The sequence below is a fragment of the Streptomyces nigrescens genome (assembly GCF_027626975.1).
Lineage (GTDB): Bacteria > Actinomycetota > Actinomycetes > Streptomycetales > Streptomycetaceae > Streptomyces > Streptomyces nigrescens.
The window spans coordinates 6,347,357-6,372,897 of sequence record NZ_CP114203.1; the positions used below are offsets into that span (position 1 = coordinate 6,347,357).

General features: G+C 70.4%; 25 protein-coding genes. 8 read left to right on the plus strand and 17 right to left on the minus strand.

Annotated features, from left to right (window positions below; all coding sequences use genetic code 11):
* The first annotated feature begins 47 nt into the window (after positions 1 to 47).
* The gene (gene era, locus STRNI_RS28135) at positions 48 to 995 is read left to right on the plus strand and encodes a GTPase Era (RefSeq protein WP_018088190.1); all 948 of its coding nucleotides are present in this window, start codon (positions 48 to 50) and stop codon (positions 993 to 995) included.
* Between the two features lie 114 nt (positions 996 to 1,109).
* Here the strand turns inward: era and STRNI_RS28140 are convergent, their stop codons facing one another.
* From STRNI_RS28140 to STRNI_RS28165, 6 genes are all read right to left on the minus strand, one after another.
* Positions 1,110 to 1,487: a hypothetical protein gene (locus tag STRNI_RS28140; RefSeq protein WP_277412246.1), complete on the minus strand. Its 378-nt coding sequence runs from the start codon at positions 1,485 to 1,487 to the stop codon at positions 1,110 to 1,112.
* A gap of 164 nt (positions 1,488 to 1,651) precedes the next feature.
* Positions 1,652 to 2,902 carry an MFS transporter gene (locus STRNI_RS28145; protein WP_159488299.1) on the minus strand — a complete coding sequence of 417 codons (1,251 nt, stop codon included), beginning with the start codon at positions 2,900 to 2,902 and terminating at the stop codon, positions 1,652 to 1,654.
* Positions 2,899 to 4,272 (minus strand): GH1 family beta-glucosidase, encoded by a 1,374-nt coding sequence (locus STRNI_RS28150; protein ID WP_266442318.1) that lies wholly within the window; start codon positions 4,270 to 4,272, stop codon positions 2,899 to 2,901. Before STRNI_RS28150 ends, STRNI_RS28145 begins: the two co-directional genes overlap by 4 nt.
* A gap of 69 nt (positions 4,273 to 4,341) precedes the next feature.
* Positions 4,342 to 5,301 (minus strand): LamG-like jellyroll fold domain-containing protein, encoded by a 960-nt coding sequence (locus STRNI_RS28155; RefSeq protein WP_277412247.1) that lies wholly within the window; start codon positions 5,299 to 5,301, stop codon positions 4,342 to 4,344.
* A 273-nt stretch (positions 5,302 to 5,574) separates the two neighbouring features.
* Positions 5,575 to 5,841 carry a protealysin inhibitor emfourin gene (locus STRNI_RS28160; RefSeq protein ID WP_018088185.1) on the minus strand — a complete coding sequence of 89 codons (267 nt, stop codon included), beginning with the start codon at positions 5,839 to 5,841 and terminating at the stop codon, positions 5,575 to 5,577.
* Positions 5,842 to 5,951: 110 nt separating this feature from the next.
* Positions 5,952 to 7,040 carry a M4 family metallopeptidase gene (locus STRNI_RS28165; RefSeq protein ID WP_018088184.1) on the minus strand — a complete coding sequence of 363 codons (1,089 nt, stop codon included), beginning with the start codon at positions 7,038 to 7,040 and terminating at the stop codon, positions 5,952 to 5,954.
* Positions 7,041 to 7,366: 326 nt separating this feature from the next.
* Between STRNI_RS28165 and leuA the strand changes: the two genes are divergently transcribed.
* The 4 genes from leuA (at position 7,367) to STRNI_RS28185 (ending at position 11,982) form a co-directional block, all read left to right on the plus strand.
* On the plus strand, positions 7,367 to 9,145 hold the full coding sequence (gene leuA, locus STRNI_RS28170) for a 2-isopropylmalate synthase (protein ID WP_274735522.1): 1,779 nt from the start codon (positions 7,367 to 7,369) through the stop codon (positions 9,143 to 9,145).
* Positions 9,146 to 9,331: 186 nt separating this feature from the next.
* Positions 9,332 to 10,360: an SGNH/GDSL hydrolase family protein gene (locus STRNI_RS28175; protein WP_277412248.1), complete on the plus strand. Its 1,029-nt coding sequence runs from the start codon at positions 9,332 to 9,334 to the stop codon at positions 10,358 to 10,360.
* 313 nt (positions 10,361 to 10,673) lie between these two features.
* On the plus strand, positions 10,674 to 11,381 hold the full coding sequence (locus STRNI_RS28180) for a TerB family tellurite resistance protein (protein ID WP_018088181.1): 708 nt from the start codon (positions 10,674 to 10,676) through the stop codon (positions 11,379 to 11,381).
* 28 nt (positions 11,382 to 11,409) lie between these two features.
* Positions 11,410 to 11,982: a LysR substrate-binding domain-containing protein gene (locus tag STRNI_RS28185; RefSeq protein ID WP_277413334.1), complete on the plus strand. Its 573-nt coding sequence runs from the start codon at positions 11,410 to 11,412 to the stop codon at positions 11,980 to 11,982.
* Between the two features lie 41 nt (positions 11,983 to 12,023).
* Here STRNI_RS28185 and STRNI_RS28190 read toward each other — a convergent pair whose 3' ends face one another.
* From STRNI_RS28190 to STRNI_RS28215, 6 genes are read right to left on the minus strand one after another with little or no spacing between them, the layout of a single operon-like run.
* Positions 12,024 to 13,259: a cytochrome P450 family protein gene (locus STRNI_RS28190; RefSeq protein ID WP_277412249.1), complete on the minus strand. Its 1,236-nt coding sequence runs from the start codon at positions 13,257 to 13,259 to the stop codon at positions 12,024 to 12,026.
* A complete protein-coding gene (locus STRNI_RS28195; RefSeq protein ID WP_018088178.1) occupies positions 13,175 to 14,554 on the minus strand; it encodes a cytochrome P450 in 1,380 nt (459 codons plus the stop codon). The genes STRNI_RS28190 and STRNI_RS28195 overlap by 85 nt, the downstream gene beginning before the upstream one ends.
* Entirely contained in the window at positions 14,551 to 15,129 is a 579-nt protein-coding gene (locus STRNI_RS28200; protein ID WP_018088177.1) for a GTP-binding protein, read from the minus strand. The genes STRNI_RS28195 and STRNI_RS28200 overlap by 4 nt, the downstream gene beginning before the upstream one ends.
* A 28-nt stretch (positions 15,130 to 15,157) precedes the next feature.
* Complete coding sequence (locus STRNI_RS28205; RefSeq protein ID WP_085927072.1) at positions 15,158 to 15,520, minus strand: DUF742 domain-containing protein; 363 nt, start codon at positions 15,518 to 15,520, stop codon at positions 15,158 to 15,160.
* Positions 15,517 to 15,945, minus strand: a complete 429-nt coding sequence (locus STRNI_RS28210) for a roadblock/LC7 domain-containing protein (RefSeq protein ID WP_018088175.1) — start codon at positions 15,943 to 15,945, stop codon at positions 15,517 to 15,519. Before STRNI_RS28210 ends, STRNI_RS28205 begins: the two co-directional genes overlap by 4 nt.
* Complete coding sequence (locus STRNI_RS28215; RefSeq protein WP_277412250.1) at positions 15,942 to 17,405, minus strand: ATP-binding protein; 1,464 nt, start codon at positions 17,403 to 17,405, stop codon at positions 15,942 to 15,944. Before STRNI_RS28215 ends, STRNI_RS28210 begins: the two co-directional genes overlap by 4 nt.
* A 643-nt stretch (positions 17,406 to 18,048) precedes the next feature.
* Here STRNI_RS28215 and recO point away from each other — a divergent pair.
* Both recO and STRNI_RS28225 read left to right on the plus strand, forming a co-directional pair.
* Entirely contained in the window at positions 18,049 to 18,795 is a 747-nt protein-coding gene (gene recO, locus STRNI_RS28220; protein WP_026169380.1) for a DNA repair protein RecO, read from the plus strand.
* 72 nt (positions 18,796 to 18,867) lie between these two features.
* Positions 18,868 to 19,686 carry an isoprenyl transferase gene (locus STRNI_RS28225; RefSeq protein WP_026169379.1) on the plus strand — a complete coding sequence of 273 codons (819 nt, stop codon included), beginning with the start codon at positions 18,868 to 18,870 and terminating at the stop codon, positions 19,684 to 19,686.
* 77 nt (positions 19,687 to 19,763) lie between these two features.
* On the opposite strand, the gene STRNI_RS28230 is transcribed toward STRNI_RS28225, so the two are convergent.
* From STRNI_RS28230 to STRNI_RS28245, 4 genes are all read right to left on the minus strand, one after another.
* On the minus strand, positions 19,764 to 20,192 hold the full coding sequence (locus STRNI_RS28230) for a Fur family transcriptional regulator (RefSeq protein ID WP_026169378.1): 429 nt from the start codon (positions 20,190 to 20,192) through the stop codon (positions 19,764 to 19,766).
* A 143-nt stretch (positions 20,193 to 20,335) separates the two neighbouring features.
* Positions 20,336 to 21,235, minus strand: a complete 900-nt coding sequence (locus STRNI_RS28235) for a metal ABC transporter permease (RefSeq protein WP_277412251.1) — start codon at positions 21,233 to 21,235, stop codon at positions 20,336 to 20,338.
* Positions 21,235 to 22,014 (minus strand): metal ABC transporter ATP-binding protein, encoded by a 780-nt coding sequence (locus tag STRNI_RS28240; RefSeq protein ID WP_026169377.1) that lies wholly within the window; start codon positions 22,012 to 22,014, stop codon positions 21,235 to 21,237. The genes STRNI_RS28235 and STRNI_RS28240 overlap by 1 nt, the downstream gene beginning before the upstream one ends.
* Before the next feature lie 32 nt (positions 22,015 to 22,046).
* On the minus strand, positions 22,047 to 23,009 hold the full coding sequence (locus tag STRNI_RS28245) for a metal ABC transporter substrate-binding protein (RefSeq protein ID WP_159488304.1): 963 nt from the start codon (positions 23,007 to 23,009) through the stop codon (positions 22,047 to 22,049).
* Positions 23,010 to 23,219: 210 nt separating this feature from the next.
* On the opposite strand from STRNI_RS28245, the gene STRNI_RS28250 reads away from it, so the two are divergent.
* Entirely contained in the window at positions 23,220 to 24,602 is a 1,383-nt protein-coding gene (locus tag STRNI_RS28250; protein ID WP_018088167.1) for a glycine--tRNA ligase, read from the plus strand.
* 420 nt (positions 24,603 to 25,022) lie between these two features.
* Here the strand turns inward: STRNI_RS28250 and STRNI_RS28255 are convergent, their stop codons facing one another.
* The gene (locus STRNI_RS28255) at positions 25,023 to 25,466 is read right to left on the minus strand and encodes a hypothetical protein (RefSeq protein WP_277412252.1); all 444 of its coding nucleotides are present in this window, start codon (positions 25,464 to 25,466) and stop codon (positions 25,023 to 25,025) included.
* Positions 25,467 to 25,541: the final 75 nt, after the last annotated feature.

A 25,541-nucleotide genomic window follows, 5' to 3' on the forward strand; every position in this document is an offset into this window, starting at 1 on the left:
CCGCCTCCGGGCCCGGGTGGTCGGAGACGCGCCCGGGATCGGGGAGAATGGGCGCCATGAGCGTTCGTACCGAGTCCTCCGCCGCGCACCGCGCGGGCTTCGCCTGCTTCGTCGGCCGCCCCAACGCGGGCAAGTCGACCCTGACGAACGCGCTCGTCGGCACGAAGGTGGCCATCACCTCCAACCGCCCGCAGACCACCCGCCACACGGTCCGCGGCATCGTGCACCGCCCCGAGGCCCAGCTGGTCCTCGTCGACACCCCTGGTCTGCACAAACCGCGCACACTGCTGGGTGAGCGGCTGAACGATGTCGTCCGCACCACCTGGTCCGAGGTCGATGTGATCGGCTTCTGTCTGCCCGCCGACCAGAAGATCGGCCCCGGCGACCGCTACATCGCGGGTGAGCTGGCCGACATCAAGAAGACCCCCAAGGTCGCCATCGTCACCAAGACCGACCTGGTCGACTCCAAGGCACTGGCCGCCCAGCTCATCGCCATCGACCAGCTCGGCAAGGAGCTGGGCATCGAGTGGGCCGAGATCATCCCGGTCTCCGCGGTCGGCGACACCCAGGTCTCTCTCCTCGCGGACCTGCTGGTCCCGATGCTCCCCGAGAGCCCGCCGCTCTACCCCGAGGGCGACCTCACCGACGAGCCCGAGCAGGTCATGGTCGCCGAGCTGATCCGCGAGGCCGCGCTGGAGGGCGTCCGCGACGAGCTGCCGCACTCCATCGCGGTGGTCGTCGAGGAGATGCTCCCGCGCGAGGACCGCCCCGCCGACAAGCCGCTCCTGGACATCCACGCCAATGTCTACATCGAGCGCCCCAGCCAGAAGGGCATCATCATCGGCCCCAAGGGCAAGCGCCTGAAGGAGGTCGGCATGAAGTCCCGCAAGCACATCGAGGCTCTGCTGGGCACGCCCGTCTTCCTGGACCTGCACGTCAAGGTCGCCAAGGACTGGCAGCGCGACCCGAAGCAGCTGCGCAAGCTGGGCTTCTGAGCCTGCCGTTCCACGCTCCTGCTCAGCGGCGGGTCTGCCGGAGCCCGCAATGGACGAGGGTGCGCAACAGCCGTCTGTTGCGCACCCTTCAGGAGCCGTCTGAATTCGCGGGCCCTACTGCTGCTTGAGGCACCCCCGGAAGACCCAGCGCCCGATATCGGCCTGGATCCACTGGTTGCTCTGTGTGCCGCACCGCTTCTTCTTGAGGAACGGGTCACCCCAGAAGTGCAGGTCCGTGCAGAACACCTGCCCCTTCCTGATCGACCCGATCGCCTTGGCGTGCACGGAGTGGTTGATGCGGATCGCGGTCTTGGTCTTCGCCTTCCAGCAGCCCGCAAAGAGGGCCCGGGCGGGCGCCGGTGCGGTGCTCAGCTGAGGAGCGCGGTGCGAGGACGGCCCGGCCCCGGCTGCCACGGCCGAGGAGGGCGCGAGAGTGGTGGTGGCGAGTACCGCCGCGGCGGCAATCCCCGTTAAGTGGGCCCTGTTCACCATGTTTCCCCCAAGATGTGCCTGATGCGTCATCGGTTGGTGAGCGCCGCACAGTATGCGCGCCGCAATGCAGCGGGGGAATCTGAATTTTGAGGTCGTGGACGCCGGGTCCGGCTGTCACGCTCCTCTGGCGCCGCCCCCCCGGGCCCCGCGGGCGGGTGCCGCCCTTACGCCACGCCCCGGATCCTGCGCACCAGCAGCGCCCCCAGCAGCCCGACGGCCGCCGCGACGCAGTACAGCGCCCGGTAGCCGCCGAGGTGCTGCACGATCGGGGCGGCCAGTGCCGGGGCGGCCACCTGCGGCAGCGCGTTGGCGATATTGATCAGGCCCATGTCCTTGCCGCGGTGTGCGGCGGCCGGCAGCACCTCCGTCATCAGGGCGAAGTCGACGGAGGTGAAGACGCCGAAGCCGACCCCGAGCAGCGCCGCGGCGCACAGCGCGCCCGGCCAGGTCTGCCACCCGGCCAGCAGCCCGGTCGCGGCCGTCATGATCACCCCCGCCCCCAGCACGAACGGCTGCCGGCGCCCGACCCGGTCCGACCACAGGCCCCCGACGACGACCGTGCCGAGCAGGGTCACGGCGTTGACGGCGGTCAGCACCAGCACCCCGCCGTCCGGGTCCGGGCGGTGCAGTACATCCCGCAGGTAGTACAGCAGGTACAGCAGGGCCAGCGCGTTGCCGAGGTTGATCAGGAACCGGGTCAGCCAGGCCCACCCCAGATCGGGGTGGCGGCGCGGGCTGATCCAGAACCCGGCGAGCACGGCCCGCCAGGTCAGCGCCGGACGGCGCGCGGCCGGCAGCGCCGGGTCCCGGTGCGCCAGCACATACGGGAGGGCGCCCAGCACGACGAATCCGGCACAGGCGAGATAGCCCGCGACCACGCCGCCCGCGACCGTCGCCAGCCCCGTCCCGGCCACCACCCCGAGAATCTGCGCGGCCCCAACCCAGCCGCCGACCGCCCCGCGCTGCCGTTGCGGCACCCGGTCGGGCACCGCCGCCGTGATCGCCGCGAACGCCGCGTTGAGGGTGAGCTGCACCAGACACCACCCCAGTGCCATCGCCGGCACCGTGCCCGCCCCGGCCAGCAGCACCAGCGCCCCGGCCCCGCCCAGCACCCCCGCGAGTACCCACGGGGCGCGCCGCCCGAACCGCGAGGCCGTACGGTCCGACAGCGCCCCGAACAGCGGGTTGGCCACCATCGAGACGGCGGCCCCCGCGCCCGTCACCCACGCCAGCACCGACTCCTTCGCCGTGCCCGGCGGGGCGAGCTCCGCGGCCTGCAGGGCGAGCAGGATCTGCAGCGGTCCGTACCACCCCACCCAGATCGCCCCGTTGGCCAGCGACAGCGAGGCGGTCCACCCGCGCCCGGCCCGCTCCGTCGGCTCCGCGAGCGCCTCCGGAGCCGCTGGCCGGCTCATCCCCGGGCCTGCTCCCGGAGGGCGTCACGCAGCCAGCGGAACGAGGCCTTGGGCGTCCGCTCCAGCGTCTCGTAGTCCACATGCACCAGCCCGAACCGCCGGGCGTACCCCTCCGCCCATTCGAAGTTGTCCATCAGCGACCAGACGAAGTACCCCCGCACCTCCACCCCGGCCGCCATGGCCGCGTGCAGCGCCCGCAGATGCCCGTCCAGGAAGGCGATCCGCTCCGCGTCCTCGATCCCCTCGTACGAGCACCCGTTCTCGGTGATCACGACGGGCGGCAGCCGGTCGCCGTACCGCTCCTGGAACGACACCAGCAGCTCGGTGAGCGCCTCCGGCACCACCGGCCAGCCGAAGTCCGTCCGCGGATACCCTTCGATCTCCTGGGGCGCAAAGGGCAGTTCGGGCGGCAGCCGGATCCCGCCGAAGTCGGCCGCCCCCGTCCCCTCGGCTCCCGGGGCGCCCACCAGCGTCGGCTGGTAGTAGTTGATCCCGTACCAGTCCAGCGGCTGCGAGATCACCTTCAGATCCTCGGCGACCGGCCCCGGCAGCAGGGCCGCCAGCTCCTCGTCCGGATAGCGCCCCAGCAGCACCGGCTCCGCGAACAGCCGGTTGAGCAGCAGGTCGTAGAGACCGGCCGCCGCGGTGTCCGCCTCCGACGCGCTCGCCGTCCAGGTCGGCCCGTGCGAATTGGCGATCCCGATGCTCGCCGCCCCGCGGGCCCGCAGCGCCTGGACGGCCAGACCGTGCCCCAGCAGCTGATGGTGTGCCGCCGGCAGCGCCTCGAACAGCAACTGGCGCCCCGGTGCGTGCTGTCCCAGTCCGTAGCCCAGCAAGGTCAGTTCGGCCGGCTCATTGAGCGTGATCCACCGCTCCACCCGGTCCCCGAGCCGCTCCGCCACCACGTCCGCGTACGCCGCGAACTTCTCGGCCGTGTCCCGGACGAGCCATCCGCCGCCCTCCTCCAGCGCCTGCGGCGTGTCCCAGTGGAACAGTGTCGGCACCGGGGCGACTCCCGCCGCCAGCAGCGCGTCCACCAGCCGGTCGTAGAAGTCCAGCCCGGCCTTGTTGACCGCCCCGCTCCCGTCCGGCACCACCCGGGGCCAGGCCACCGAGAACCGGTACGCCCCGACCCCGAGCTCCTTCAGCAGCCCCACGTCCTCGCGGTAGCGGTGGTAGTGGCCGGTCGCCACCCGCGGATCCGACCCGTCCTTGATCCGCCCCGCCTCCGCCGCGAACACATCCCACGCGGACCGCCCCCGCCCGTCCTCCGCCACCGCCCCCTCGATCTGTGCGGCGGAGGTGGACACCCCCCACACGAAGTCACGGGGGAAGCGGGGCAGGGCGGAGGGCACCGGTTCGCTCGTCATGTCCCGGATCTTTGTAACCGGCGGTAACGGTGTCAAGGGGGCGGTGCGGTACGGGAGTTGAGGTGCAGGTCAGCCCGCCTCGGGGATATCCGGCACCTCGGTCGGCAGGCCCACCCACCCGCTCGAGAGGTAGTTGATCTGCTCACTGCTGAGCGCGCCCCGGAATGCCCACACGTCGTCGATCGCCCCCGACCAGTGGTCCCCGAAGGTGCCATGGCTCTTGGCCCGTCCGACCTGGAGGGACCGCTGTGCCGTGAAGGAGCGCGCATGGTCGGCCCACGGCACCGCCGGGACGCACTGTGGATCATCGGCCGCTCCGTCCCTGTCGTCGTCGAAGCAAGGGGCGGTGCCGAGTTGGCCGTTGACGTAGAGGTGGAGCTGCTGGGCCGGTGCGTCGTAGACCACCGCTAGGTGGTTCCAGTCCGTCCCGCTGTTCCAGCCACCCGCGTTGACCGCCGAGACGGTCTTGCTGCCGGCCGTGTCGGTCCGCGCCATGGTTGCTTCCCATGCCGCCCCGCCGGCCCGATGCGCGCGGGCGGGGACGAAGTCCACCCGGAAGCTGCTGGTGGTGTTCCCCGCGGCGCTGACCAGCGTCATACGGCGGGTGGATTCCACGGAGGTCTGCACCCACGCGGTCACCGTGAAACTGGTGCCGGTGTCGACGGGCACCGTACTGGACGCATAACCCCGCTTGCCGTCCAGGAGGAGACCTCCCTCGCCCAGGAACCCGGCGCCCGGCACCAGCTTCGCGCCACCGCCGAGCGTCATGGCCGGGCCGCCCGGCACGGAGTTGGCGCCCGCCTCGGCCTCCCGGTCGAATTCCCAGCGGGCGGTGACCTCCCGCGGGACGGCGTCCCCGGCGGGGGACTGCCCTGTAACGGTGGTCGTGACGGCCGTGGGTGTACGGGGCGTCGCCCACGCCGAGGTCCCGAGGAGCCCGGGGAGGGCCCCCACCAGAAGCCCGCCCAGCCCCGCCACCCGGATCAGACGGAAGCGCCTTCGACGCGACGCCGCAGTGCTCCTTGCCAAGTCCCCCACCTCACTGACGAAAAGGCATGCACGTGCATGCCGCGAACGTGCTGTGGGCGGGAACTTAAGCCCAGCCGGGGCGGGTTGAATAGCTCCATAAAGCACCATTGAAGGGGTGGAGCGGGCATTCCGGGGCGTGGGTGCCGGTGATGCCGGTCACCACGCGCTGAGGTTGTACGACTTCAGGACGTGACAGCGGCGAGAACGCGCCAACGCGTCAAGGCGTCGGGCCCTCACTGGATGGCCCGGGCTCCGCGAGGCCCTCGGAGGCGCCTACGCGCCCTCCTTCATCACCTTCGTGATCAGTGACCGCTGTTCCTTCGTGAGGCGCGGGTCGGAGCAGTAGACCGTCCGGCCGTCGACCGTGATCTGGTAGCTGAAGCCGTCCGGCACTCCGACGGGGGGTTCGGTGCGGGCGGTGGCGACGGCCTCTTTGGCCAGGTCCTGCCAGTCGTCGGCATCGGGGCGGCCCGAGGTGTCGATCTCGGCGCGGCGGTCGACGCCCGCGAAGCCTCCGGTGCGGTGGACGTGAATGCGCATAACGGACTCCTCCGACGTCTTCGACGGACTCCTACCCCGTACAGCCACGGTAATCGTGCGCGGGGCGGAAGGCGCTGCCGAATCCTCCCGCTCCGCGCACCGTCGCGCCGCTACTTCGTGGTGACGCCGACCTGTGTCCAGGCCTTGATCGTCGCCTCGTGCTCGTCACCGGCGCCGAAGCGGGCCTGGGCGGCCTTGACGGTGAGGGTGGCGAAGTCGGTGAACGTGGCGTTCTGGGTGAGCTCGCCGCCGGTCAGCACGTCGTACCAGATCTGCCCGGCGCGCTCCCAGGCCTTGCCGCCGAGGGCGGTGGCGGCCAGGTAGAAGGCGTGGTTGGGGATACCGGAGTTGATGTGCACGCCGCCGTTGTCGTCGGTCGTCTGGACGTAGTCCTTCATGGCGGCGGGCTGCGGGTCCTTGCCGAGGACGTCGTCGTCGTAGGCGGTGCCCGGGGCCTTCATCGAGCGCAGGGCGGTGCCGGTGACGTTCGGGCCGAGCAGGTCGGCGCCGATCAGCCAGTCGGCCTGGTCGGCGGTCTGGCCGAGGGCGTACTGCTTGATCAGCACGCCGAAGACATCGGAGACCGACTCGTTGAGGGCGCCGGACTGGCCCTGGTAGTCGAGGTTGGCGGTGTACTGGGTGACCCCGTGGGTGAGCTCGTGGCCGATCACGTCGACCGAGATCGTGAAGTCCTTGAACAGGTCGTTGTCGCCGTCGCCGAAGACCATCCGCTCGCCGTCCCAGAAGGCGTTGTCGTACCGCCGCCCGTAGTGGACGGTCGCGTTGAGCGGCAGTCCGGCGCCGTCGATGGACTTACGGCCATAGATCTTGAGGTAGAGCTCGAAGGTGGCGCCCAGACCGGCGTGTGCGCGGTTGACGGAGGCGTCCTTGGACGGGCCGTCGGATTCGCTGCGCACCTTCTTGCCGGGCAGGTCCTCGCGGTGGCGGGCGTCGTAGATGGTGCGGTTCGGCTTGTCGGCGCCGGCTCCCGGCTCGCCGGGGGTGAGGCCGCCGCGGGCGGCGATCGCGCGGCGCTCGGTGCGTCGTACGTGGTCGTGCTCCAGGGTGCGGCGGGCGGGCTCGTGCCGGTCCGGGTCGTCGGACTGGGCCAGGTTGTCGAGGATGTGCGGCGGGATGATCGTGCAGAAGACGGGCGTGTGGCAGGTGGCGGGATCTGGCTGCGCGTCGTTGAGGTCCATGCACAAACGGTGGCACTCTGTAATGCCGCTGTCACTGCCCGCGTCCAAGATTCCCGTAAAAGTGTGGTTGGTCGCATTTAGGCCGTAACGTCCGTCCGGTCCCGCATACTGATACGCGACCGCCAGACAGGGCGTACCTCAGCTAGGGTGCTGTGCATCATGCGTTTCGGGCTGCTTCTCCTTAGCTGCCGCGGCGAGGGCCTGTAGTCGTAGGCCGACCCCCTCCCCGCGGAGTTCGGTGTTGCGATCTATCGCCCCGTCGGCCTCTCCCTGGCTCTTGTGGAGCAGGGGGACCCCCAGCGGACATACGAGGAGCCCTACGCACCATGACGAATCCGTCGAGCCCCGCAGGTCATGCCGTCGGCCGGCCCACCCCGGTCACCAACGCGACGCAGCTGCAGCGGCCCTCCGGGATGCCGGTCCACAAGTACGGCCGCTACGAAGCGGTTGACATCCCCGACCGCACCTGGCCCGACAACCGCATCACCGTCGCGCCCCGCTGGCTCTCCACCGACCTGCGGGACGGCAACCAGGCACTGATCGACCCGATGTCGCCCGCCCGTAAGCGCGAGATGTTCGATCTGCTGGTGCGCATGGGCTACAAGGAGATCGAGGTCGGCTTCCCCTCCTCCGGGGAGACGGACTTCGCGTTCGTCCGCTCGATCATCGAAGAGGGCGCGATCCCCGAGGACGTGACGATCTCCGTCCTGACGCAGGCCCGCGAGGAGCTGATCGAGCGCACCGTCGAGTCGCTGCGCGGCGCCCACCGCGCCACGGTGCACCTGTACAACGCCACCGCCCCCACCTTCCGCCGGGTCGTCTTCCGCGGCTCGAAGGAGCAGGTCAAGCAGATCGCCGTGGACGGCACCCGGCTGGTCATGGAATACGCCGACAAGATCCTCGGCGACGAGACGATCTTCGGCTACCAGTACAGCCCGGAGATCTTCACCGACACCGAGCTGGACTTCGCGCTGGAGGTCTGTGAGGCGGTCTGTGACGTCTGGCAGCCCGAAGAGGGCCGCGAGATCATCCTGAACCTGCCCGCCACCGTCGAGCGCTCCACGCCGTCCACCCATGCCGACCGCTTCGAGTGGATGTCGCGCAACCTGTCCCGGCGCGAGCACGTATGCCTGTCCGTACACCCGCACAACGACCGGGGCACCGCGGTCGCCGCCGCCGAGCTGGCGATCATGGCGGGTGCCGACCGCATCGAGGGCTGTCTGTTCGGGCAGGGCGAGCGCACCGGCAATGTCGACCTGGTGACGCTGGGCATGAACCTGTTCTCCCAGGGCGTCGACCCGCAGATCGACTTCTCGCAGATCGACGAGATCCGTCGTACGAGCGAGTACTGCAACCAGATGGAGATCCACCCGCGCCACCCCTACGCGGGCGATCTGGTCTACACCGCCTTCTCCGGCTCCCACCAGGACGCCATCAAGAAGGGCTTCGACGCCATGGAGGCCGAGGCCACCGCCGCCGGCAAGACCGTGGACGACATCGAGTGGGCGGTCCCGTACCTGCCCATCGACCCCAAGGACGTCGGCCGCTCCTACGAGGCCGTCATCCGCGTCAACTCGCAGTCCGGCAAGGGCGGTATCGCCTACGTCCTGAAGAACGACCACAAGCTGGAACTGCCGCGCCGGATGCAGATCGAGTTCTCCCGGATCATCCAGGAGAAGACCGACACCGAGGGCGGCGAGGTCACGCCGACCGCCATCTGGTCGGCCTTCCAGGACGAGTACCTGCCCAACCCCGAGAACCCGTGGGGCCGCATCCAGGTCAAGAACGGCCAGACCACCACCGACAAGGACGGCATCGACACCCTCACCGTCGAGGCCGAGGTGGACGGTGCGGAGACGGTGCTGGTCGGTACCGGCAACGGCCCGATCTCCGCGTTCTTCGACGCGCTGCAGAGCATCGACGTGGACGCGCGGCTGCTGGACTACCAGGAGCACACCATGAGCGAGGGTGCCTCCTCGCTGGCCGCCTCGTACATCGAGTGCGCGATCGGTGACAAGGTCCTGTGGGGCATCGGTATCGACGCCAACACCACGCGCGCCTCGCTGAAGGCCGTCGTCTCCGCCGTGAACCGCGCGGGCCGCTGACCCGGCACGAGCACCTCCTCTCGCGCCCCCGTGGCTCTCACCGAGCCGCGGGGGCGCCGTTGTGCGACCCCGCCACCTGAAGGTGGGGTTTGGACTCCGTGCCTGTCACGGTGAGTAAGTGATTCAGTACGTTTGGTGACCAGCGCCCGTCGGACAGGCCGCGGCGCGGACACCAAGGACGTGCAGATGAGCAGATATGGCATGCCCGCACTCTCCCGGCTGGCCGTCGCGGCGGTTGCCTCGCTCGCCGTGGTGGCCTCCGCATTCGCCCCGGCGGCATCCGGAGCCCCGGCCCGGACCGCGGACCGCCCGGAGTATGTGGCGCTCGGCGACTCGTACAGCGCCGGGGTGTTCGTCCGCCCCTGGGAGGAGCGCGACGGCTGCGGCCGCTCCGGGCGCAACTACCCGCATCAGGTGGCCGGTCAGCTCGGATTCGAGCTGACGGATGTGACCTGCGGGGCCGCCGAGGTGGTCGACGGGGTCCTGGCACCCCAGCCGGCCTCCAAGATCTATGGGCCGCCGACCATCCCGCCCCCGGGCGGCTGGTCCGATCTGCCCGCGCAGGTCGACGCGCTGTCCCCGGACACCGACTACGTGACCGTCGGCATCGGCGGCAACTCCCTCGGCTTCGGGTCCATCGTGAAAAAGTGCCTCGAACTGGGCGTCACCAAGCCCCTGCAGCTCAGGCCCTGTACCAACCACTACAGCAACGGCGGTGCGGGCGAGGACTGGCTGGAGCAGCGGTTCACTCAGCTCGACACCGACCTCGCCCGCATGATGACGGTGATCCACCGGCGCGCACCGCACGCCCGGGTCGCCGTCGTGGGCTATCCGGCCATCGTCCCCGACAACACCGGCTGCAATTTCTGGCACTGGAACCAGCTCGGCAGTGTCAAGAAGGGCGATATGCCCTGGCTCGACGGCCTCGAACTGCGCCTGAACGCACTGCTGGAGAAGCACGCCGCTTACCACGCCGCGAGCTACGTCGACACCTACGGGCCGAGTGCGGCGCACGGGGTGTGCGAGAGCGGCGACGCCAAGTGGATGTACGGCATCAAGGACAACCTCACCGGTGAGGGCGGCCAGACCGACCCGCCGAACGAGCAGTGCCGCTCCCTCCCCGGTGCCGGCGAGGCCTGCACCTTCGTCCACCCCAACGCCCGCGGTCTGGACAACCAGACACGGCAGGTGAGCCGGGCGCTGATGACCTCGTAAGGCTGACGCCGGTCCCGGCGCGGCCTGCCGTACCCCCACCGGTTTTGGCCAAGCCGGGCCCCGTCAGGAGCGGCCCCCTCAGCCGCCCCACCCGTCGCCCGCCTCCTCATGGCCATGCTCTTCACGGCGTCCATAGGCCCCGCCCCCTACCTTCCGGAGGGGCGGGGTCCTTCGTCATCCGGCCAGTTGTCCGGTACGGGGTGCTGACGCCGCATCACGTATGTGGCTAACATCACGTCCCATACGACGAGGGGGCCGTCGGGGTGCCTCCCGTGTCCGGAGGGCCACGGGTGAGTTACGGAGGGCTGACGTGATGCACAAGATGTGTGTGATGGGCGTGCGCACGTCCTGGCGGACCGTCGCCGATGGCGAGTTCTTCTGCCCGGACTGCGGCGGGGACCGCAACTACCTCCGCCGGACCGGCCGTCGCCGGCTCACCCTCCTCGGCCTCCCGCTCCTCTCCCGCGGCGCCGCCGGACCGGTCCTGGAGTGCTCCGCCTGCCACGGCCACTTCGGCCCGGACGCCCTGGACCACCCCACCACCCTCCGCTTCTCGGCGATGCTCAGGGACGCCGTCCACACCGTCACCCTCGCGCTGCTGGCCGCCGGCGGCACCTCCTCCCGCGCGGTCCGCGACACCGCCGTCGACACGGTCCGTGCGGCCGGCTTCGCGGACTGCTCCGAGGACGAGCTGCTGACCCTGCTCGCCGCCCTCGCCGCCGACACCGGCCGGCTGACCGGCACCTACGACGCGGTGACCGGCGGCCACTGCGGCCACCAGGGCCTGGACCCGTGCGGCACCGCCCTGGCCATAGAGCTCCATGAGGCGCTGGAACCGCTCGCCCCGCACCTCGCCCCCGCGGGCCGGGAATCCCTCCTCCTCCAGGCCGCCCGCATCGCCCTCGCCGACGGCTCCTACACCCCCGCGGAACGCGAGGTGCTGAGCACGGTCGGCAGCGCCCTCATGCTGCGCCCCGCCGAGACGAACCGCCTGCTGGCGACGGCGCGTACGCCGTCCTGAGAGGCACTGGGCCCCTCCCGCCCGGCTCCTGCCGCCCTCGTCCGGCGCAGGGCTCACCGGCTCTGTTACGCGGTCATCAGCTGAGCAGTTCCTCCTCGTCGCGCATCCGGGACATCCGCTGGCCGGTCGCGCGGTGACCCCGGCCGACCTGGAGCGGCAGCATTTCCTGTTCCGGGAGGAGGGCTCGGCGACGCGCCGGGCCCAGGACGACGCGCCGGCCCGCTGGAAGCTGTCGCCCGCGCGCTGTCCGCAGATCAGCGGGAACGAGACGCTCAAGCACGCGGTGCTGGCCGGCCTCGGCATCGCGGTGCTCCCGCGGCGCTGTGTGGCCCGGGAGTTGCAGGAGGGGCGGCTGGCCCTCCTCCGGCCCGACCCCGAGCTGCCCGCCTGTGCGATCGTGCTGGCGACCTCCCGTGAGACGTCGTTCTCCCCGGCCGAGCGGGAGTTCATCGGCCTGCTCCGCACCGTGGATGACGCGCGGGCCGTGGGCGGGGGCGGCCCTCTTCCGGACGGGGAGGTCCCCGTCGGGGGCCCCGGCGTCCCCGGGCCCCTGGCGGCCCCGGCCGGGATGGCCGACGACCCCGCCACCCGGGTGGGGTGACGGGGCCGGGTGCCGGAGCGTCGGGCCGCTTCAGGCCGGGTTCACGCCGGAGTCAGACGGACCGGCAGGCTGCGCAGACCGCCCGAGATGAAGCCGCTGGTGGGTTCCAACTGCTCTGCCGGGGTTGCCAGTTGAAGGTCGGGGAAGCGGGCGAAGAGGGCCGGGAGGGCGATCCGGGCCTCCATACGGGCCAGCGGGGCGCCGAGGCAGTGGTGGACGCCGTGGCCGAACGCGAGGTGCTCCTGGCGGGTCCGCCGGATGTCGAAGTCGGCCGCCGTGTCGCCGTGGAACGCGGCGTCCCGGCCGGCCGCCGCGTACGCCGGGAGGATCGCCTCGCCCTTGCGGATGGTCGGGCCGTCCGGGATGTCGATGTCCTCCACCGCGAAGCGGAGCGGGAGGGCGGCGATGCTGGGGGCCCAGCGGAGGGTCTCCTCGATGACGTCGGCCCAGGGGACCTGGCCCGAGCGCACCAGCTCAAGCTGCTCGGGGTGGGTCAGCAGGGCGTGCACGGCGTTGCCGAGGAGGTCGACGGTGGTCTCGTGACCGGCGCCGATGACGAGCAGGAGGGTGTCCAGCAGCTCCTGCTCGGTCATCTTCTGGCCCTCGTCGTCCCGCGCGGAGACCAGGAGGCTGGTGAGGTCGTCGGCCGGGTTCTCCCGCTTGCTGCCGACCAGTTCGGACAGCAGCGCATGGACGCCCGCCGCGGTGGCGGCGGCCTGCTCCGGGGTGGCCGTGGTGTCCATGATGGCCTCGACGAGGCGGGCGAGTTCGGCGCGCTGCTCGCCCTCCGGGAAGCCGAACAGCTCACAGATGACCTGCATGGGCAGCGGGTGGTTGAAGCGCGCCCGCAGGTCCAGGGGCTCGCCCGCGGGGTGCGCGGCGAGGTCGTCCAGCAGCGCCATGGTGATGCTCTCCACGCGCGGCAGGATCGCGTCGGTGCGGCGGGCCGTGAACGCCGGGGCGATCAGCTTGCGCAGCCGGCGGTGATCGGTGCCGTACGCGGTGAACATGTTGGTGACGCCGATCCAGGACTGCAGCCAGCTGCTGCGGATCTCCTCGCGCTGCCAGGCCGGCCAGTGGTCCCGGGGGTTCTTGGAGACCCGGTCGTCGGTCAGCAGCTGCTTGAGGAGGGTGTGGCTGGTGACCGACCAGGCCTCGATACCGCCGGGCAGTTCGGTCCGCGCCACCGGACCTAGCGCGCGGAGGCGGGCTGCCTCCCCGTGGATGTCGCTTCCGACCGGGTCGATGACGAAGGGCTGCTGTCCCTGTTGTGCCATGGAGTGGCTCCTGCCTGGTCGGGGGTGATCGGGGTGAAGCGGGCCGGGAGCCCGACGAGAGCCCGGTGGAACGCGCCGTTGCGCCACTGCAACTCGCTTGCGTCCACGGCCAGTTCGATGTCGGAGAGCCAGGCCGTGAGCCGCTCGATCGCGGTGGTGGCGATCAGCAGCGCATGCCGCTTCACGGGACAGGCGTGCGGACCCGCCGCCCAGGACAGGTGTGAGCCGCCGCCCGAACCGGGCGTCCCCAGCGACGTGGTGTCGAACTGGCTGTTGGCGGCCGCGTACGACACCATCACCAGCTGCCCCTTGCGCACCCAGGTGCCGTGGAAGAAGACGTCACGGACCGGGAAGTGGGCGGAGTAGTTCGTCAGCGGCGGGTCGTTCCACAGCACCTCGTTGATGGCGTCGTGCGCGGTCAGCGCGCCACCGGACAGGGTGTTGTAGTAACGGTCGTCGGAGAGCATCCGCGACAGCGCGTTGCCGATGAGGTTGGCCAGCGGTTCGTTGCCCGCGCCCATCGTGAGGATGATGTTGTGGATCAGTTCCTCGTCGTTGAGCGCGTTGGGGTGGTCCATGAACCAGGACGTCAGGTCCGGACCGCGCTCGGCCTTCTTGGAGCCGACCAGCTCCATGATGTAGTTCGTGTACGCCTCGTTGGCGGCCGCGGCCTCCTCGGGGGAGGTGCCGTCCAGCATCCCCGCGATGGCCTCGATGAGCCGGTCGCTGTAGGAGTCGGGCATCCCGAAGAGGTTGTTGAACATCAGCAGCGGGATCAGCCGCGCGTAGTCGGCGATCAGATCGACCTCGCCGTGCGCCCCGAAGCGCTGGATCAGGGTGTCCGCGGCGTGGTGGACGCGGGCCCGCAGCTCATGCGGCTCGACCAGCTTGAAGCTGTCGACGACGACGTCCCGGTAGCGGACGTGCGCCGGCCCGTCGGCGTAGAAGATGTTCGGGCGCCACATCAGCATCGGCATGACCGGCGAGTCCGCGGGGACGGTCGTCATCCACTCACGGGAGTCCTTGGACCAGGTGCTGTCGTCGTGCAGCAGGTCGAGGGCCGCCCGGTAGTCGGTGACCAGCATCGCGGTCACCTCCGGCGCGATCTCGACCGGCGCCAGCGCCCCGTACTGCCGCAGCTGTGCGTAGATGCGGTGCGGGTCGGCGGCGAAGTCCGGTCCGTAGAGCTTCACCGGCGTGTGGGCGTCGGGCTGTGCCGGTGCCTGCTGGTACGGGGCGGCGTGCGCCGGGCAGCCCGGTGGCGGTGCGGCTCCCGGCTGGTGCGGGGAAGTCACGGGTTCGGGTTCTCCTCGGGGGTGTGGGCCAGGACGTGCCCGACGAGCGCGATCAGCGCGTCGACGGACTGCTCCTGGTCGCGGGCGTCGCACATCACCAGCGGCGTCTCGGGGTGCAGATCGAGCGCCTCGCGGAGCTTCTCGACGCTGTACTCGGGCGCGTCGGGGAAGGTGTTGACCGCGACCGCGTAGCGCAGCCCGGCCTCCTCGACGATGTCCATCACCTCGAAGGAGTCCGCCAGCCGGCGGGTGTCCGCGAGGACGAGGGCGCCCAGTGCGCCGCGGGCGATGTCCTGCCACAGGGGACGGAAGCGCTTCTGTCCGGGCGTGCCGAACAGGTACAGCACCAGGTCCCCGGGCAGGGTCAGCCGCCCGAAGTCGATGGCGACGGTGGTGGTGGTCTTCTCCCGTACTCCGGCGAGATCGTCGACGGCGGCGCCGGTCTGGGTCATGACCTCTTCGGTGTGCAGCGGCGGGGTTTCCGACAGCGCACGGATGAGGGTGGTCTTGCCGACCCCGAACGGTCCCGCGATCAGCAGTTTGACCAGTGTCTGGTTCTCGCCGGAGAGGTACATGCTGCCGGTGCTCGCGCCGGTGCCGGGGCTAGGACTTGAGAGAGCGGAGTCCATCGAGAACCCTCTCCAGGATGTGTCGGTCGAATTGCTCGGCTTCGGGGATGGGGGCACGGGCGTGCAGTCGCCCGGCGTCGACGAGATCGGCCACCAGCACCTTCACCACGCTCACGGGCAGGTGAAGGTGGGCGGCGACCTCGGCCAGAGACAGCGCCCCGGGCTGCAGCAGCTCCAGGATGCGGTGCTCCTCCGGGCGTACCTCACTGGTGATCGGCATCCCCACGCTGTGCAGCAGGGTGAGCCGGTCCAAGGTGTTGCGGCTGGGCTGGGCGCGTCCGCCGGTCGCCAGATAGGCCGGTACGAGGCGCCTGCCGCTGCTCTGGCGCGGGGTCATGCCGGGTTACCGAGGTCCCGTGCCCGGCTGTTCATGACCTTGTTGCCCAGGGTCGTGACCTGGACCTGCATATGGTGCGCGACCACACCCATGTTCACCTCCGGGCCGGCGAAGACGGCCAGGCAGGTGTTCTCGCCGGCCGGTATCGCGAAGACGAAGCCTTCATCGGACTCGATCACGGTCTGCCGCAGCCGGGTGTCGTCCTTCTCGGCGAACGCCGCGGTGACGGCACGGCCCGCACCCTGCAGCGCGGACATCATCGCGGCGACGCCCTCGGCGGAGTCCCGCTTCAGGCCGGGCGAGGAGCCCTCGATGAATCCGTCGCCGGAGATGACGGCTGCGTGAATCACATGCGGCAACTCCAAAAGGGGCTCCAGCACCCAGGACTTGTCCTCGGCGACACGGCGGCGGGTGGGGCTGTTCATGACTGAGCGTTCCCTTCGGGACTGCGAGGGGGTTCTGACTGGGCGGCTGCCCGGCCGGATTCGGTGCCGCGCTGGAGCGCGGCCCAGCGGGTTCCGGTCTCTTCCGGGGAGCGCTCGGGAGCCGACTCGGTGCGCGCGGCACTCTCGTCGAGTTCGGACACGGGCTTCCGGCGCCGCCGGCGCGGGAGTTCCCCTTCGGCCTGCTGGGCGGGTGCCTCGTAGGAAGGGGCGGGCGCGGGCTGCGCGGCGGGTGCGGGCTGCGCGGCGGGTGCGGGCTGCGCGGCGGGCGCGGCGGCGGCCTGCGGCGGCGTCGCGGAACCGGTGGGCAGCACGGAGGAGGAACGATCCGGCACCGCGGAACGGTGCGGCAGAGGAGCCATCACGGACATCGGCTGGGCGCTCTCGTCGAGGACGGTGAGGAGGGGGTCACCCGGGATGTACACGACCGCACGCACCCCGCCGTACGGCGAGGGCTCGACATGCACGCCGAAGCCGTACTGACGCACCAGCTGACCGGCCGCCGCGAACCCGGACCGCGGCGGGTCACCGAGCTGGGTCAGCAGCAGGTCCTCGTCACCCGACAGCAGCTCCATCGCCGCCTTGATCTCGTCGTCGTGCATCCCGACGCCGTAGTCGTCGACGATGACCGAGGCGCCGCGGTTGCCCTGCTGGAGGGTGATGGTGACGGGCAGTTCACGGTGCGAGTGGTGCAGCGCGTTGGCCAGCAGCTCGGTCACCACGATCGCGATCGGCTCCACGGCCCGCGCGACCACCGCGACCGGGTCGCGCAGCTGATTGCTGATGTTCACACGCTCGTAGCCGCGCAGCCGGGAGGTGGCGCCGACGACCAGCTCGGCGAGGTAGGAGTCCTCGCGGGTCAGGCCCGGCCAGGCGCCGCAGACGACGCCGGTGGCCTGGATGCGCCGCAGCGCCTGCTCGTTGAGGAAGTCGGCGTTCAGCAGGTCCTGGGCGACGTTCGGGTCGTCGTAGCGGTGCTGCATCTCCTGCAGCGACGTCTGGAGCTGGTAGAGCAGCGCCTGGATGGTGGTGGTCGCCCCGCGGAGGGTGGACTGGGCGGCGGCGTCCACGCGCGCCCGCTCCTTGGTGATCGCGTCGCTGACCTGCTCCAGTACGGCGTTCAGCGCCTGCTCGGTCTCCGACCCGGTGAACCGCGCGTCCAGCAGCCCCGGTACGGGCACATGGGGGTGGGCCAGCGCCAGCGTCAGATCGGGGAGCCGGCTACCGGCCAGATGCCGGATCTCGGCCTCGGTGGCGCGCAGCCGGGCCGTCAGCTCCGTATTGCTGTGGAGCGTGGCGCTGCTCTGTTCCTCAGCGGTGGACAGGCGCCTTCTCAGGTCCGCGCGCTGCTTGCCCGCACGGATCGAGAGCGCCGCCAGGACCACGGCGGCGGCCGTACCTGCGCTGAGGCACCACAACAGCGCCTCCGGTATGGATGTCATCGAGATCCTCAATTGGGGTACTGACTGGATCGGCCGGCCTTCACGGCGATGTGCTGCCGAACATCACCGGATGCTACCGGGCAGTTGACGAGCCGTGAGGGCCACTTCCACGGGGCGACTGAGAAGTACGGAAGGTCGTCTTCCGCCCGCGATGACCCGGACCATAACGTGATGTGGCCCCGTCATCCAGTGGGATGGCGGGGCCTTTGTGTCCCTGTTGTGTACGCCCGGTGAAAGCTGGTCAGGCGCCCGGGAAATGCCCGTCTTTGACGGCGTCGGCGAACGCGGCCCAGGCGGTCGCGGGGAAGACGGGCGCGGGGCCGTGGAGGGTTAGCGGTGCGCCGGCCATGGCTTCCTCCTTTCCCTGCAAGGCAGTTGTGGGGCTCATCTCGTTGCGCAGCGCAATTCCGCAGCGCAATTCCGCAGCGTCACGATCTGCATGCGAACAGTGAGGTCGTTTGCGGAAGGTGGACGTGACGAAGCGGATCAAGGAAGTGGGGAGCGCGACGACCGCCGGCCGTCGACCGGCCGATGCCCGGCGGGCAACGCCGTGTACCAGGCGCGCGCCGCCAGCGGCGCCCGGCCCGGACGCCGCAGCAGGCCGGGCGACCGCGGCCCGGCCGCCATGCGCGAGAATGGCGCCATGAGTCTGTTCCGCGACGACGGCATCGTGCTGCGCACCCAGAAGCTGGGTGAGGCGGACCGGATCATCACGCTGCTCACCCGGGGGCACGGCAGGGTCCGTGCGGTGGCCCGTGGGGTGCGGCGGACGAAGTCGAAGTTCGGGGCGCGGCTGGAGCCGTTCTCGCACGTCGATGTGCAGTTCCATGCGCGCGGCAGCGAGCTGATCGGGCGCGGGCTGCCGCTGTGTACGCAGAGCGAGACGATCGCGGCGTATGGCGGCGGGATCGTCACGGACTACGCCCGCTACACGGCCGGGACGGCCATGCTGGAGACCGCCGAGCGGTTCACCGACCACGAGGGCGAGCCCGCCGTGCAGCAGTATCTGCTGCTGGTCGGCGGGCTGCGGACGCTGGCCCGCGGGGAGCACGAGCCGCATCTGGTGCTGGACGCGTTCCTGCTGCGCTCGCTCGCCGTCAACGGCTACGCGCCGAGCTTCGACAGCTGCGCACGGTGCGGGCTGCCCGGTCCCAACCGGTTCTTTTCGGTCGCGTCGGGCGGGGTGACCTGCGGCGACTGCCGGGTGCCGGGGAGCGTCGTACCCTCCTCTGAGGCCATTGGACTCCTGAGCGCGCTGCTGACCGGCGACTGGGAGACCGCGGACGCCTGTGAGGCCCGTCATGCCCGGGAGGGCAGCGGGCTCGTCACGGCGTATCTGCACTGGCATCTGGAGCGGGGCCTGCGCTCTCTCCGGTACGTAGAGAAATAGCGAAACCACCCTCAAGACACATACGCCCCTCAAGGCAAAACGCCCTCAAGACACATAGGAGACGTGGGCCGCATGGCACGACGCGGGATTCTGGGCCGTAATCGACGTGAGTACGTGACGCCCGAGCCGCACCCTTCCGGTGCGCGGCCGCCGAAGATCCCCGGTGAGCTCGTCCCGAACCATGTGGCGGTCGTCATGGACGGCAACGGCCGGTGGGCCAAGGAGCGCGGGCTGCCGCGCACCGAGGGCCACAAGGTCGGCGAGGGCGTCGTCATGGACGTCCTCAAGGGCTGCATCGAAATGGGTGTGAAGAACCTTTCGCTGTACGCCTTCTCGACGGAGAACTGGAAGCGGTCGCCCGACGAAGTGAAGTTCCTGATGAACTTCAACCGCGATGTGATCCGGCGGCGCCGTGACGAGATGGACGCGCTGGGTATCCGTATCCGCTGGGTCGGGCGGATGCCGAAGCTGTGGAAGTCGGTCGTGCAGGAGCTCCAGATCGCTCAGGAGCAGACCAAGAACAATGACGCGATGACGCTGTATTTCTGCGTGAATTACGGCGGCCGGGCCGAGATCGCGGACGCGGCGGCGGCCATCGCGGCGGATGTGCGGGCCGGGAAGCTGGACCCGTCGAAGGTCAACGAGAAGACCGTCGCGAAGTACATGTACTACCCGGACATGCCGGATGTGGACCTCTTCGTGCGGCCGTCGGGTGAGCAGCGGACCTCGAACTACCTGATCTGGCAGAGCGCGTACGCCGAGATGGTCTTCCAGGACATTCTGTGGCCGGACTTCGACCGGCGGAACCTGTGGGAGGCGTGCCTGGAGTACGCCAAGCGGGACCGCAGGTTCGGCGGCGCGCAGCTGGCGGACGGCGAGTCCGCGACGTAAGGGCCGCGGGCTGACGCGTAACGGGCCGCCTCCGGTCATCGGAGGCGGCCCGTACGCATTGCTGTCCTTGCCGTCGGCTACTGCTTCTCGGCGGTCCGGGCGGCGCACTCGCCGCAGGTCCCGAAGATCTCGATGGTGTGCGCGACGTCCTGGAAGCCGTGCTCCCGGGCGATCTGGTCGGCCCACTTCTCCACCGCGGGGCCCTCGACCTCGACGGCCTTGCCGCAGGCCCGGCACACCAGGTGGTGGTGGTGATCGTCGGTGCTGCACCGGCGGTAGACCGCCTCGCCTTCGCTGGTGCGCAGCACATCGACCTCACCGGCGTCGGCGAGGGACTGCAGCGTCCGGTAGACGGTGGTCAGCCCGACCGAGTCGCCCTTGTGCTTGAGCATGTCGTGCAGCTCCTGCGCACTGCGGAACTCGTCGACCTCGTCGAGTGCGGCCGACACCGCGGTCCGCTGCCGCGTCGACCGGCCGCGTACCGGAGATCCCGCGCTCGTCGCCACCGTTGCCTCCCTAGGACGTCAGGACTTCCCCCTGCCGTGCGTCCCGCCATTGTGCCAGGTGATGACCGGCTCCCCGGTGAGACGCTTACCCGTACACGCATCTGTCTGCCGACGGTGGTGCGCCGGCTCCTCTTTGCCCGTGCTCACCCGGACACACTCACATCGTCGGTGACGGTGCGGTCGCCGGGTACCTCCAGAGTGCACCCCTTCGAGGCCTCTGCGGCAGCCTTTGCACGCTTTTTCGCGAGCGGCGCGGCGAGCCCGGTGAAGAGCACGAACACCCCGATGGCGAACAGCACGATCGTCGCGCCGGACGGGACGTCCACGTAGTACGAGGTGGTGGTGCCCGTCAGGGTGACCGCGACACCGATCGCCACCGCCACCGAGAAGGTCACCGCGAAGCTGCGGCTGATCTGCTGGGCGGCCGCGACCGGGATCACCATCAGGGCGCTGACCAGCAGCAGTCCGACGACGCGCATGGCGACGGTGACGGTGACCGCGGCGGTGACGGCGACCAGCAGATTGAGCAGCCGCACCGGCAGGCCCGTCACCCGGGCGAACTCCTCGTCCTGGCACACCGCGAACAGCTGGCGGCGCAGGCCGATCGTGATCGCCAGCACCAGGGCGGCCAGCACATAGATCGTCGTCATGTCCTGCGGCGAGACGGTGGTGATCGAGCCGAAGAGGTAGGTCCCGAGGTTGGCGTTGGAGCCCGCGTCGGACAGGTTCATCAGCATCACGCCGCCCGCCATACCGCCGTAGAACAGCATGGCCAGGGCGAGATCGCCGCGGGTCTTGCCGTACCAGCGGATCAGCTCCATGACGACGGAGCCGGCGATGGCGACGGCGGTGGCGACCCAGATGGGGCTGGTGTTCAGCAGGAAGCCGAGGCCGACGCCGGTCAGCGCGACATGGCCGATGCCGTCGCCCATCAGGGCCTGGCGGCGCTGGACGAGGTAGATGCCGATGGCGGGGGCGGTGACGCCGACGATCAGGGCGGCGATCAGGGCCCGCTGCATGAAGGCGTAGTTGAGGATCTCCATCAGCTCAGCAGCCCCGTCCGGATCGGTTCCGCGGCCGCGTCGGCGTGCGGGTGGACATGGTCATGGCCGGGCAGCGCGTGCTGGCCCACGGCCTCGGGCGGCGGGCCGTCGTGGACGACGCAGCCGTCCCGCAGCACCACCGCGCGGTCGATCAGCGGCTCCAGCGGGCCCAGCTCGTGCAGCACCAGCAGGACCGTGGCGCCGCGGCCGACCTGTTCGCGCAGGGCGGCGGCGAGCACCTCCTGGCTGGCCAGGTCGACGCCGGCCATCGGCTCGTCCATGATCAGCAGTTCCGGTTCACCGGCCAGCGCACGGGCGATCAGCACCCGCTGATGCTGGCCGCCGGACAGCGCGTTGACGGAGTCCTTGGCGCGGTCGGCCATGCCGACCAGCTCCAGCGCCCGGTGCACCGCGGCCCGGTCGGCCTTGCGCAGGATGCCCAGCTTCGTACGGGCCAGCCGGCCGGCCGTGACGACCTCGCGGACCGTGGCGGGCACACCGCCGGCCGCGGTGGTGCGCTGCGGGACATAGCCGATCCGGGCCCAGTCCCTGAACCGCCGGAACTCCGTGCCGAAGAGCGCCAGCTCACCGCCGGTGAGCGGGACCTGGCCGATCACGGAGCGTACGGCGGTGGACTTGCCGGAGCCGTTGGCGCCGAGCAGCGCGACGACCTCACCGGACCGCACGGTGAGGTCGACGCCGCGCAGCACGGGACGGGCGCCCAGCGAGGCGGTCGCCCCGCGCAGGTCGATCACCGGCTGGGTGGGCGGCTGGTTCATGGTGACCTCCGTCACGTGCGGTGCGGTGTCCGTCACTTGCTGCCGAGCGCCTTCTGCAGCGCGGCGAGGTTGGCCCGCTGGACGCCGAAGTAGTCCTTGCCGCGGGACTTGGCGTTGATCCCCTCCAGTGGGTCGAGGACATCGGTCTTCAGATGGAGATCGCCGGCCAGGGCCTTGGCGGTGGCCGGGTTGGCGATCGTCTCGAAGAAGACCGTGGAGACGTGGTGGTCCTTGGCGAGGGTGTGCAGGTCCCTGATGCGCTTGGCGCTGGGCTCGGACTCCGGGTCGAGTCCGCTGATGGCCTCCTCGGTGAGGCCGTAGCGCTCGGCGAGGTAGCCGAAGGCCGCGTGGGTGGTGAGGAAGGTGTCGGACTTCCGCTTCTTCAGCCCGTCCTTGAACTCGGTGTTCAGCCCGTCCAGCTTCTCCACCAGGGCATTGGTGTTCTTCTGGTAGTCGGCCTTGTGCTTCGGGTCGGCCTTGGCGAGGGTCTTGTTGACGCCCTTGGCGACCTCGGCGTACTTCACCGGGTCGAGCCAGATGTGCGGGTCCTTGCCGCCCTCGGACTCCGAGTGCGAGTGGTTGTCGCCGGTGGTGTGGTGGTGGCCGTCGACCTCGGTGCCGTGCTCTTCGAGGCTGGTGAGGGAGGCCGCGTCGGCGACGTTCTTGGCGCCGGACTGCTCCACGGCGTCGTCCACGGCGGGCTGCAGGCCCTTGAGGTAGACGATCGCGCCGGACTCGCCGAGCTGGGCGGTCTGCTTCGGGGAGAGCTCCAGGTCGTGCGGCTCGACCCCCGGCTTGGTGAGGTCGGTCACCTCGACGTGCTTCCCGCCGATCTGCCGGGCGAGGAATTCCATGGGGTAGAAGGACGCTGTCACCTTCAGCTTGCCGTCCTCGGTGCGGGCGCCACCCGAGGGGGAGCAGGCGGAGAGGGCCAGCAGGCCGAGCACCGAGACTCCGGCGAGGGTCGCGGTGGATATGGGACGGCGTATGTTCATGACACTCATTTTCAACAAAGTTGGAAACGATTGTCAACAACGGATGGGCCGGTGTGAGCGGGGCGACAGTGGGCCGGAACCGATTTGATCCAGGGGGTACGGCCGCCGGTACCCTGAACTATTCGCCCGGCCGTCTTTTGACCAGCACCCCTCATGGAGACGCTAGGGCGCCGCCCATCCATCGTTCGTCGTCGTAATGAAGAGAGCACCGTGGCCGCCGACAAGATCGATACCATCGTCAGCCTGAGCAAGCGCCGTGGCTTCGTCTATCCGTGCAGTGAGATCTACGGCGGCTCCCGCGCTGCCTGGGACTACGGTCCGCTGGGCGTCGAGCTCAAGGAGAACATCAAGCGTCAGTGGTGGCGCGCCATGGTCACCTCGCGCGAAGACGTCGTCGGTCTCGACTCGTCGGTGATCCTGGCCCCCGAGGTCTGGCAGGCGTCCGGCCACGTCGCCACCTTCACCGACCCGCTCACCGAGTGCACCTCCTGCCACAAGCGCTTCCGCGCGGACCACCTGGAGGAGGCGTACGAGGCCAAGCACGGACGGCTCCCCGAGAACGGCCTCGCCGACGTCAACTGCCCCCACTGCGGCAACAAGGGCGGCTTCACCGAGCCCAAGCAGTTCTCCGGCCTGCTCTCCACCCACCTCGGCCCCTCGCAGGACACCGCCTCGGTCGCCTACCTGCGCCCCGAGACCGCGCAGGGCATCTTCACCAACTTCGCCCAGGTGCAGCAGACTTCCCGCAAGAAGCCGCCGTTCGGCATCGCGCAGATGGGCAAGTCCTTCCGCAACGAGATCACGCCCGGCAACTTCATCTTCCGGACCCGTGAGTTCGAGCAGATGGAGATGGAGTTCTTCGTCAAGCCGGGCGAGGACGAGAAGTGGCAGGAATACTGGATGGCCGAGCGGTGGAACTGGTACCGCGACCTCGGCATCCGCGAGGAGAACATCCGCTGGTACGAGCACCCGGCCGAGAAGCTCTCGCACTACTCCAAGCGCACCGCTGACATCGAGTACCGCTTCAACTTCGGCGGCACCGAGTTCTCCGAGCTGGAGGGCGTGGCCAACCGCACCGACTACGACCTGTCGGCGCACGCCAAGGCGTCCGGCCAGGACCTCTCCTACTTCGACCAGGAGGCCGGCGAGCGCTGGACTCCGTACGTCATCGAGCCGGCGGCCGGTGTGAACCGCGCGATGCTCGCCTTCATGCTCGACGCGTACATCGAGGACGAGGCGCCCAACGCCAAGGGCAAGATGGAGAAGCGCACCGTCATGCGGCTCGACCCGCGCCTGGCGCCGGTCAAGGTCGCGGTGCTGCCGCTGTCCCGCAACCCGCAGCTGTCGCCGAAGGCGAAGGGTCTGGCCACGGACCTGCGCAAGAACTGGAACATCGAGTTCGACGACGCGGGCGCGATCGGCCGCCGCTACCGCCGCCAGGACGAGATCGGCACCCCGTTCTGCGTCACCGTCGACTTCGACACCCTCGACGACAACGCGGTGACCGTGCGTGAGCGCGACACCATGAAGCAGGAGCGGGTCAGCCTGGACCAGATCCAGGCCTACCTGGGCGCACGACTGCTGGGCTGCTAGTCCCGCGCGGGGCGGCGCCGGTCCCTTGCGGGGCGGCGCCCACCCGTGACCTGTGACCTCAAGCGCCGGTCGGGCTCGGAATTCCGGGCCGGGCCGGCGCTTTTGTGTGGGTGGGCGGTGGGTGGTGGGTGGAGTGGCGGGCGGGGTTGCCGTGGGGGTGGGACCGCCGAGGGGTGGCGTGGGGGTGGATCGCCGTGGGGGCTGATCGTTGTGGTGGCTGATCGCAGTGGGGGCGGATCGCAGTGGGGGCGGATCGCGATGGGGGCGGATCGCGATGGCGTCGGGGCGTCGGGGCGTCGGGGCGACGGCGCGGGGTCGCGGGAATGTCTCCCGGCGTCCGCACGTTGTGGCCCGCGAGGGGCCCTCGCCACCCCTACGGGTTCTGTTCGGCCGTGCCCTAGGTTCTCCGCGGCCGGTTCCCTAGCTCTTCCGCATCGGGCGCGTGGCGAGCGCCGCGCACAGGCCCGCCAGGGGCAGTTCGGCTCCGGCTGCCATGGCGACGGCGGTGGCCAGTTCCGTGCCGGGGGCGGCGGTGGCCAGGTCGAGGCAGGCGTCGGCGAGGAGGAGGACGGCCGCGGCGGCTGCGGGGGCGCGGTGCCGGGAGTCGCCGCGCAGCAGCCGGGTGCCGGTGACGAGCAGCGCGACGGCCTCCAGGGCGTCGAGGGCGACCCAGGCGACGGCCTCGGCGGGCGGGAGGGTGCCGGCGAGGTAGCCGAGCCAGGGGAGAAGGATGAGGCCCGCGCCGGTGAGAATCCTGCCCTGCCGCCGGCGTCGTCCGGCGTCGGTCCGCACCAGGCCGCCGGAGATGCCGCGACGAGGGTAATTGCCGTGTTTGACAGGAGAGTTGAGGGCGATGAGGGCCATGGAAAGGTTCTCTTTCGGAGTCGCGAACCCGGCCGTCGGGCTCGTGATCAACACTCCGGTTTTCGGTGCCCGCCG

Excerpts from the sequence above, each read along its gene's own strand:
- STRNI_RS28235 (WP_277412251.1), bottom strand. The coding sequence starts at position 21,235 with ATGGAGATCCTCAACTACGCCTTCATGCAGCGGGCCCTGATCGCCGCC.
- leuA (WP_274735522.1), top strand. The coding sequence starts at position 7,367 with ATGACGAATCCGTCGAGCCCCGCAGGTCATGCCGTCGGCCGGCCCACC.
- STRNI_RS28245 (WP_159488304.1), bottom strand. The coding sequence starts at position 23,009 with ATGAACATACGCCGTCCCATATCCACCGCGACCCTCGCCGGAGTCTCG.
- recO (WP_026169380.1), top strand. The coding sequence starts at position 18,049 with ATGAGTCTGTTCCGCGACGACGGCATCGTGCTGCGCACCCAGAAGCTG.
- STRNI_RS28145 (WP_159488299.1), bottom strand. The coding sequence starts at position 2,902 with ATGAGCCGGCCAGCGGCTCCGGAGGCGCTCGCGGAGCCGACGGAGCGG.
- era (WP_018088190.1), top strand. The coding sequence starts at position 48 with ATGGGCGCCATGAGCGTTCGTACCGAGTCCTCCGCCGCGCACCGCGCG.
- STRNI_RS28225 (WP_026169379.1), top strand. The coding sequence starts at position 18,868 with ATGGCACGACGCGGGATTCTGGGCCGTAATCGACGTGAGTACGTGACG.
- STRNI_RS28165 (WP_018088184.1), bottom strand. The coding sequence starts at position 7,040 with ATGGACCTCAACGACGCGCAGCCAGATCCCGCCACCTGCCACACGCCC.
- STRNI_RS28190 (WP_277412249.1), bottom strand. The coding sequence starts at position 13,259 with ATGGCACAACAGGGACAGCAGCCCTTCGTCATCGACCCGGTCGGAAGC.
- STRNI_RS28240 (WP_026169377.1), bottom strand. The coding sequence starts at position 22,014 with ATGAACCAGCCGCCCACCCAGCCGGTGATCGACCTGCGCGGGGCGACC.
- STRNI_RS28150 (WP_266442318.1), bottom strand. The coding sequence starts at position 4,272 with ATGACGAGCGAACCGGTGCCCTCCGCCCTGCCCCGCTTCCCCCGTGAC.
- STRNI_RS28255 (WP_277412252.1), bottom strand. The coding sequence starts at position 25,466 with ATGGCCCTCATCGCCCTCAACTCTCCTGTCAAACACGGCAATTACCCT.
- STRNI_RS28175 (WP_277412248.1), top strand. The coding sequence starts at position 9,332 with ATGAGCAGATATGGCATGCCCGCACTCTCCCGGCTGGCCGTCGCGGCG.
- STRNI_RS28140 (WP_277412246.1), bottom strand. The coding sequence starts at position 1,487 with ATGGTGAACAGGGCCCACTTAACGGGGATTGCCGCCGCGGCGGTACTC.
- STRNI_RS28215 (WP_277412250.1), bottom strand. The coding sequence starts at position 17,405 with ATGACATCCATACCGGAGGCGCTGTTGTGGTGCCTCAGCGCAGGTACG.
- STRNI_RS28205 (WP_085927072.1), bottom strand. The coding sequence starts at position 15,520 with ATGACCCCGCGCCAGAGCAGCGGCAGGCGCCTCGTACCGGCCTATCTG.
- STRNI_RS28200 (WP_018088177.1), bottom strand. The coding sequence starts at position 15,129 with ATGTACCTCTCCGGCGAGAACCAGACACTGGTCAAACTGCTGATCGCG.
- STRNI_RS28160 (WP_018088185.1), bottom strand. The coding sequence starts at position 5,841 with ATGCGCATTCACGTCCACCGCACCGGAGGCTTCGCGGGCGTCGACCGC.
- STRNI_RS28210 (WP_018088175.1), bottom strand. The coding sequence starts at position 15,945 with ATGAACAGCCCCACCCGCCGCCGTGTCGCCGAGGACAAGTCCTGGGTG.
- STRNI_RS28180 (WP_018088181.1), top strand. The coding sequence starts at position 10,674 with ATGCACAAGATGTGTGTGATGGGCGTGCGCACGTCCTGGCGGACCGTC.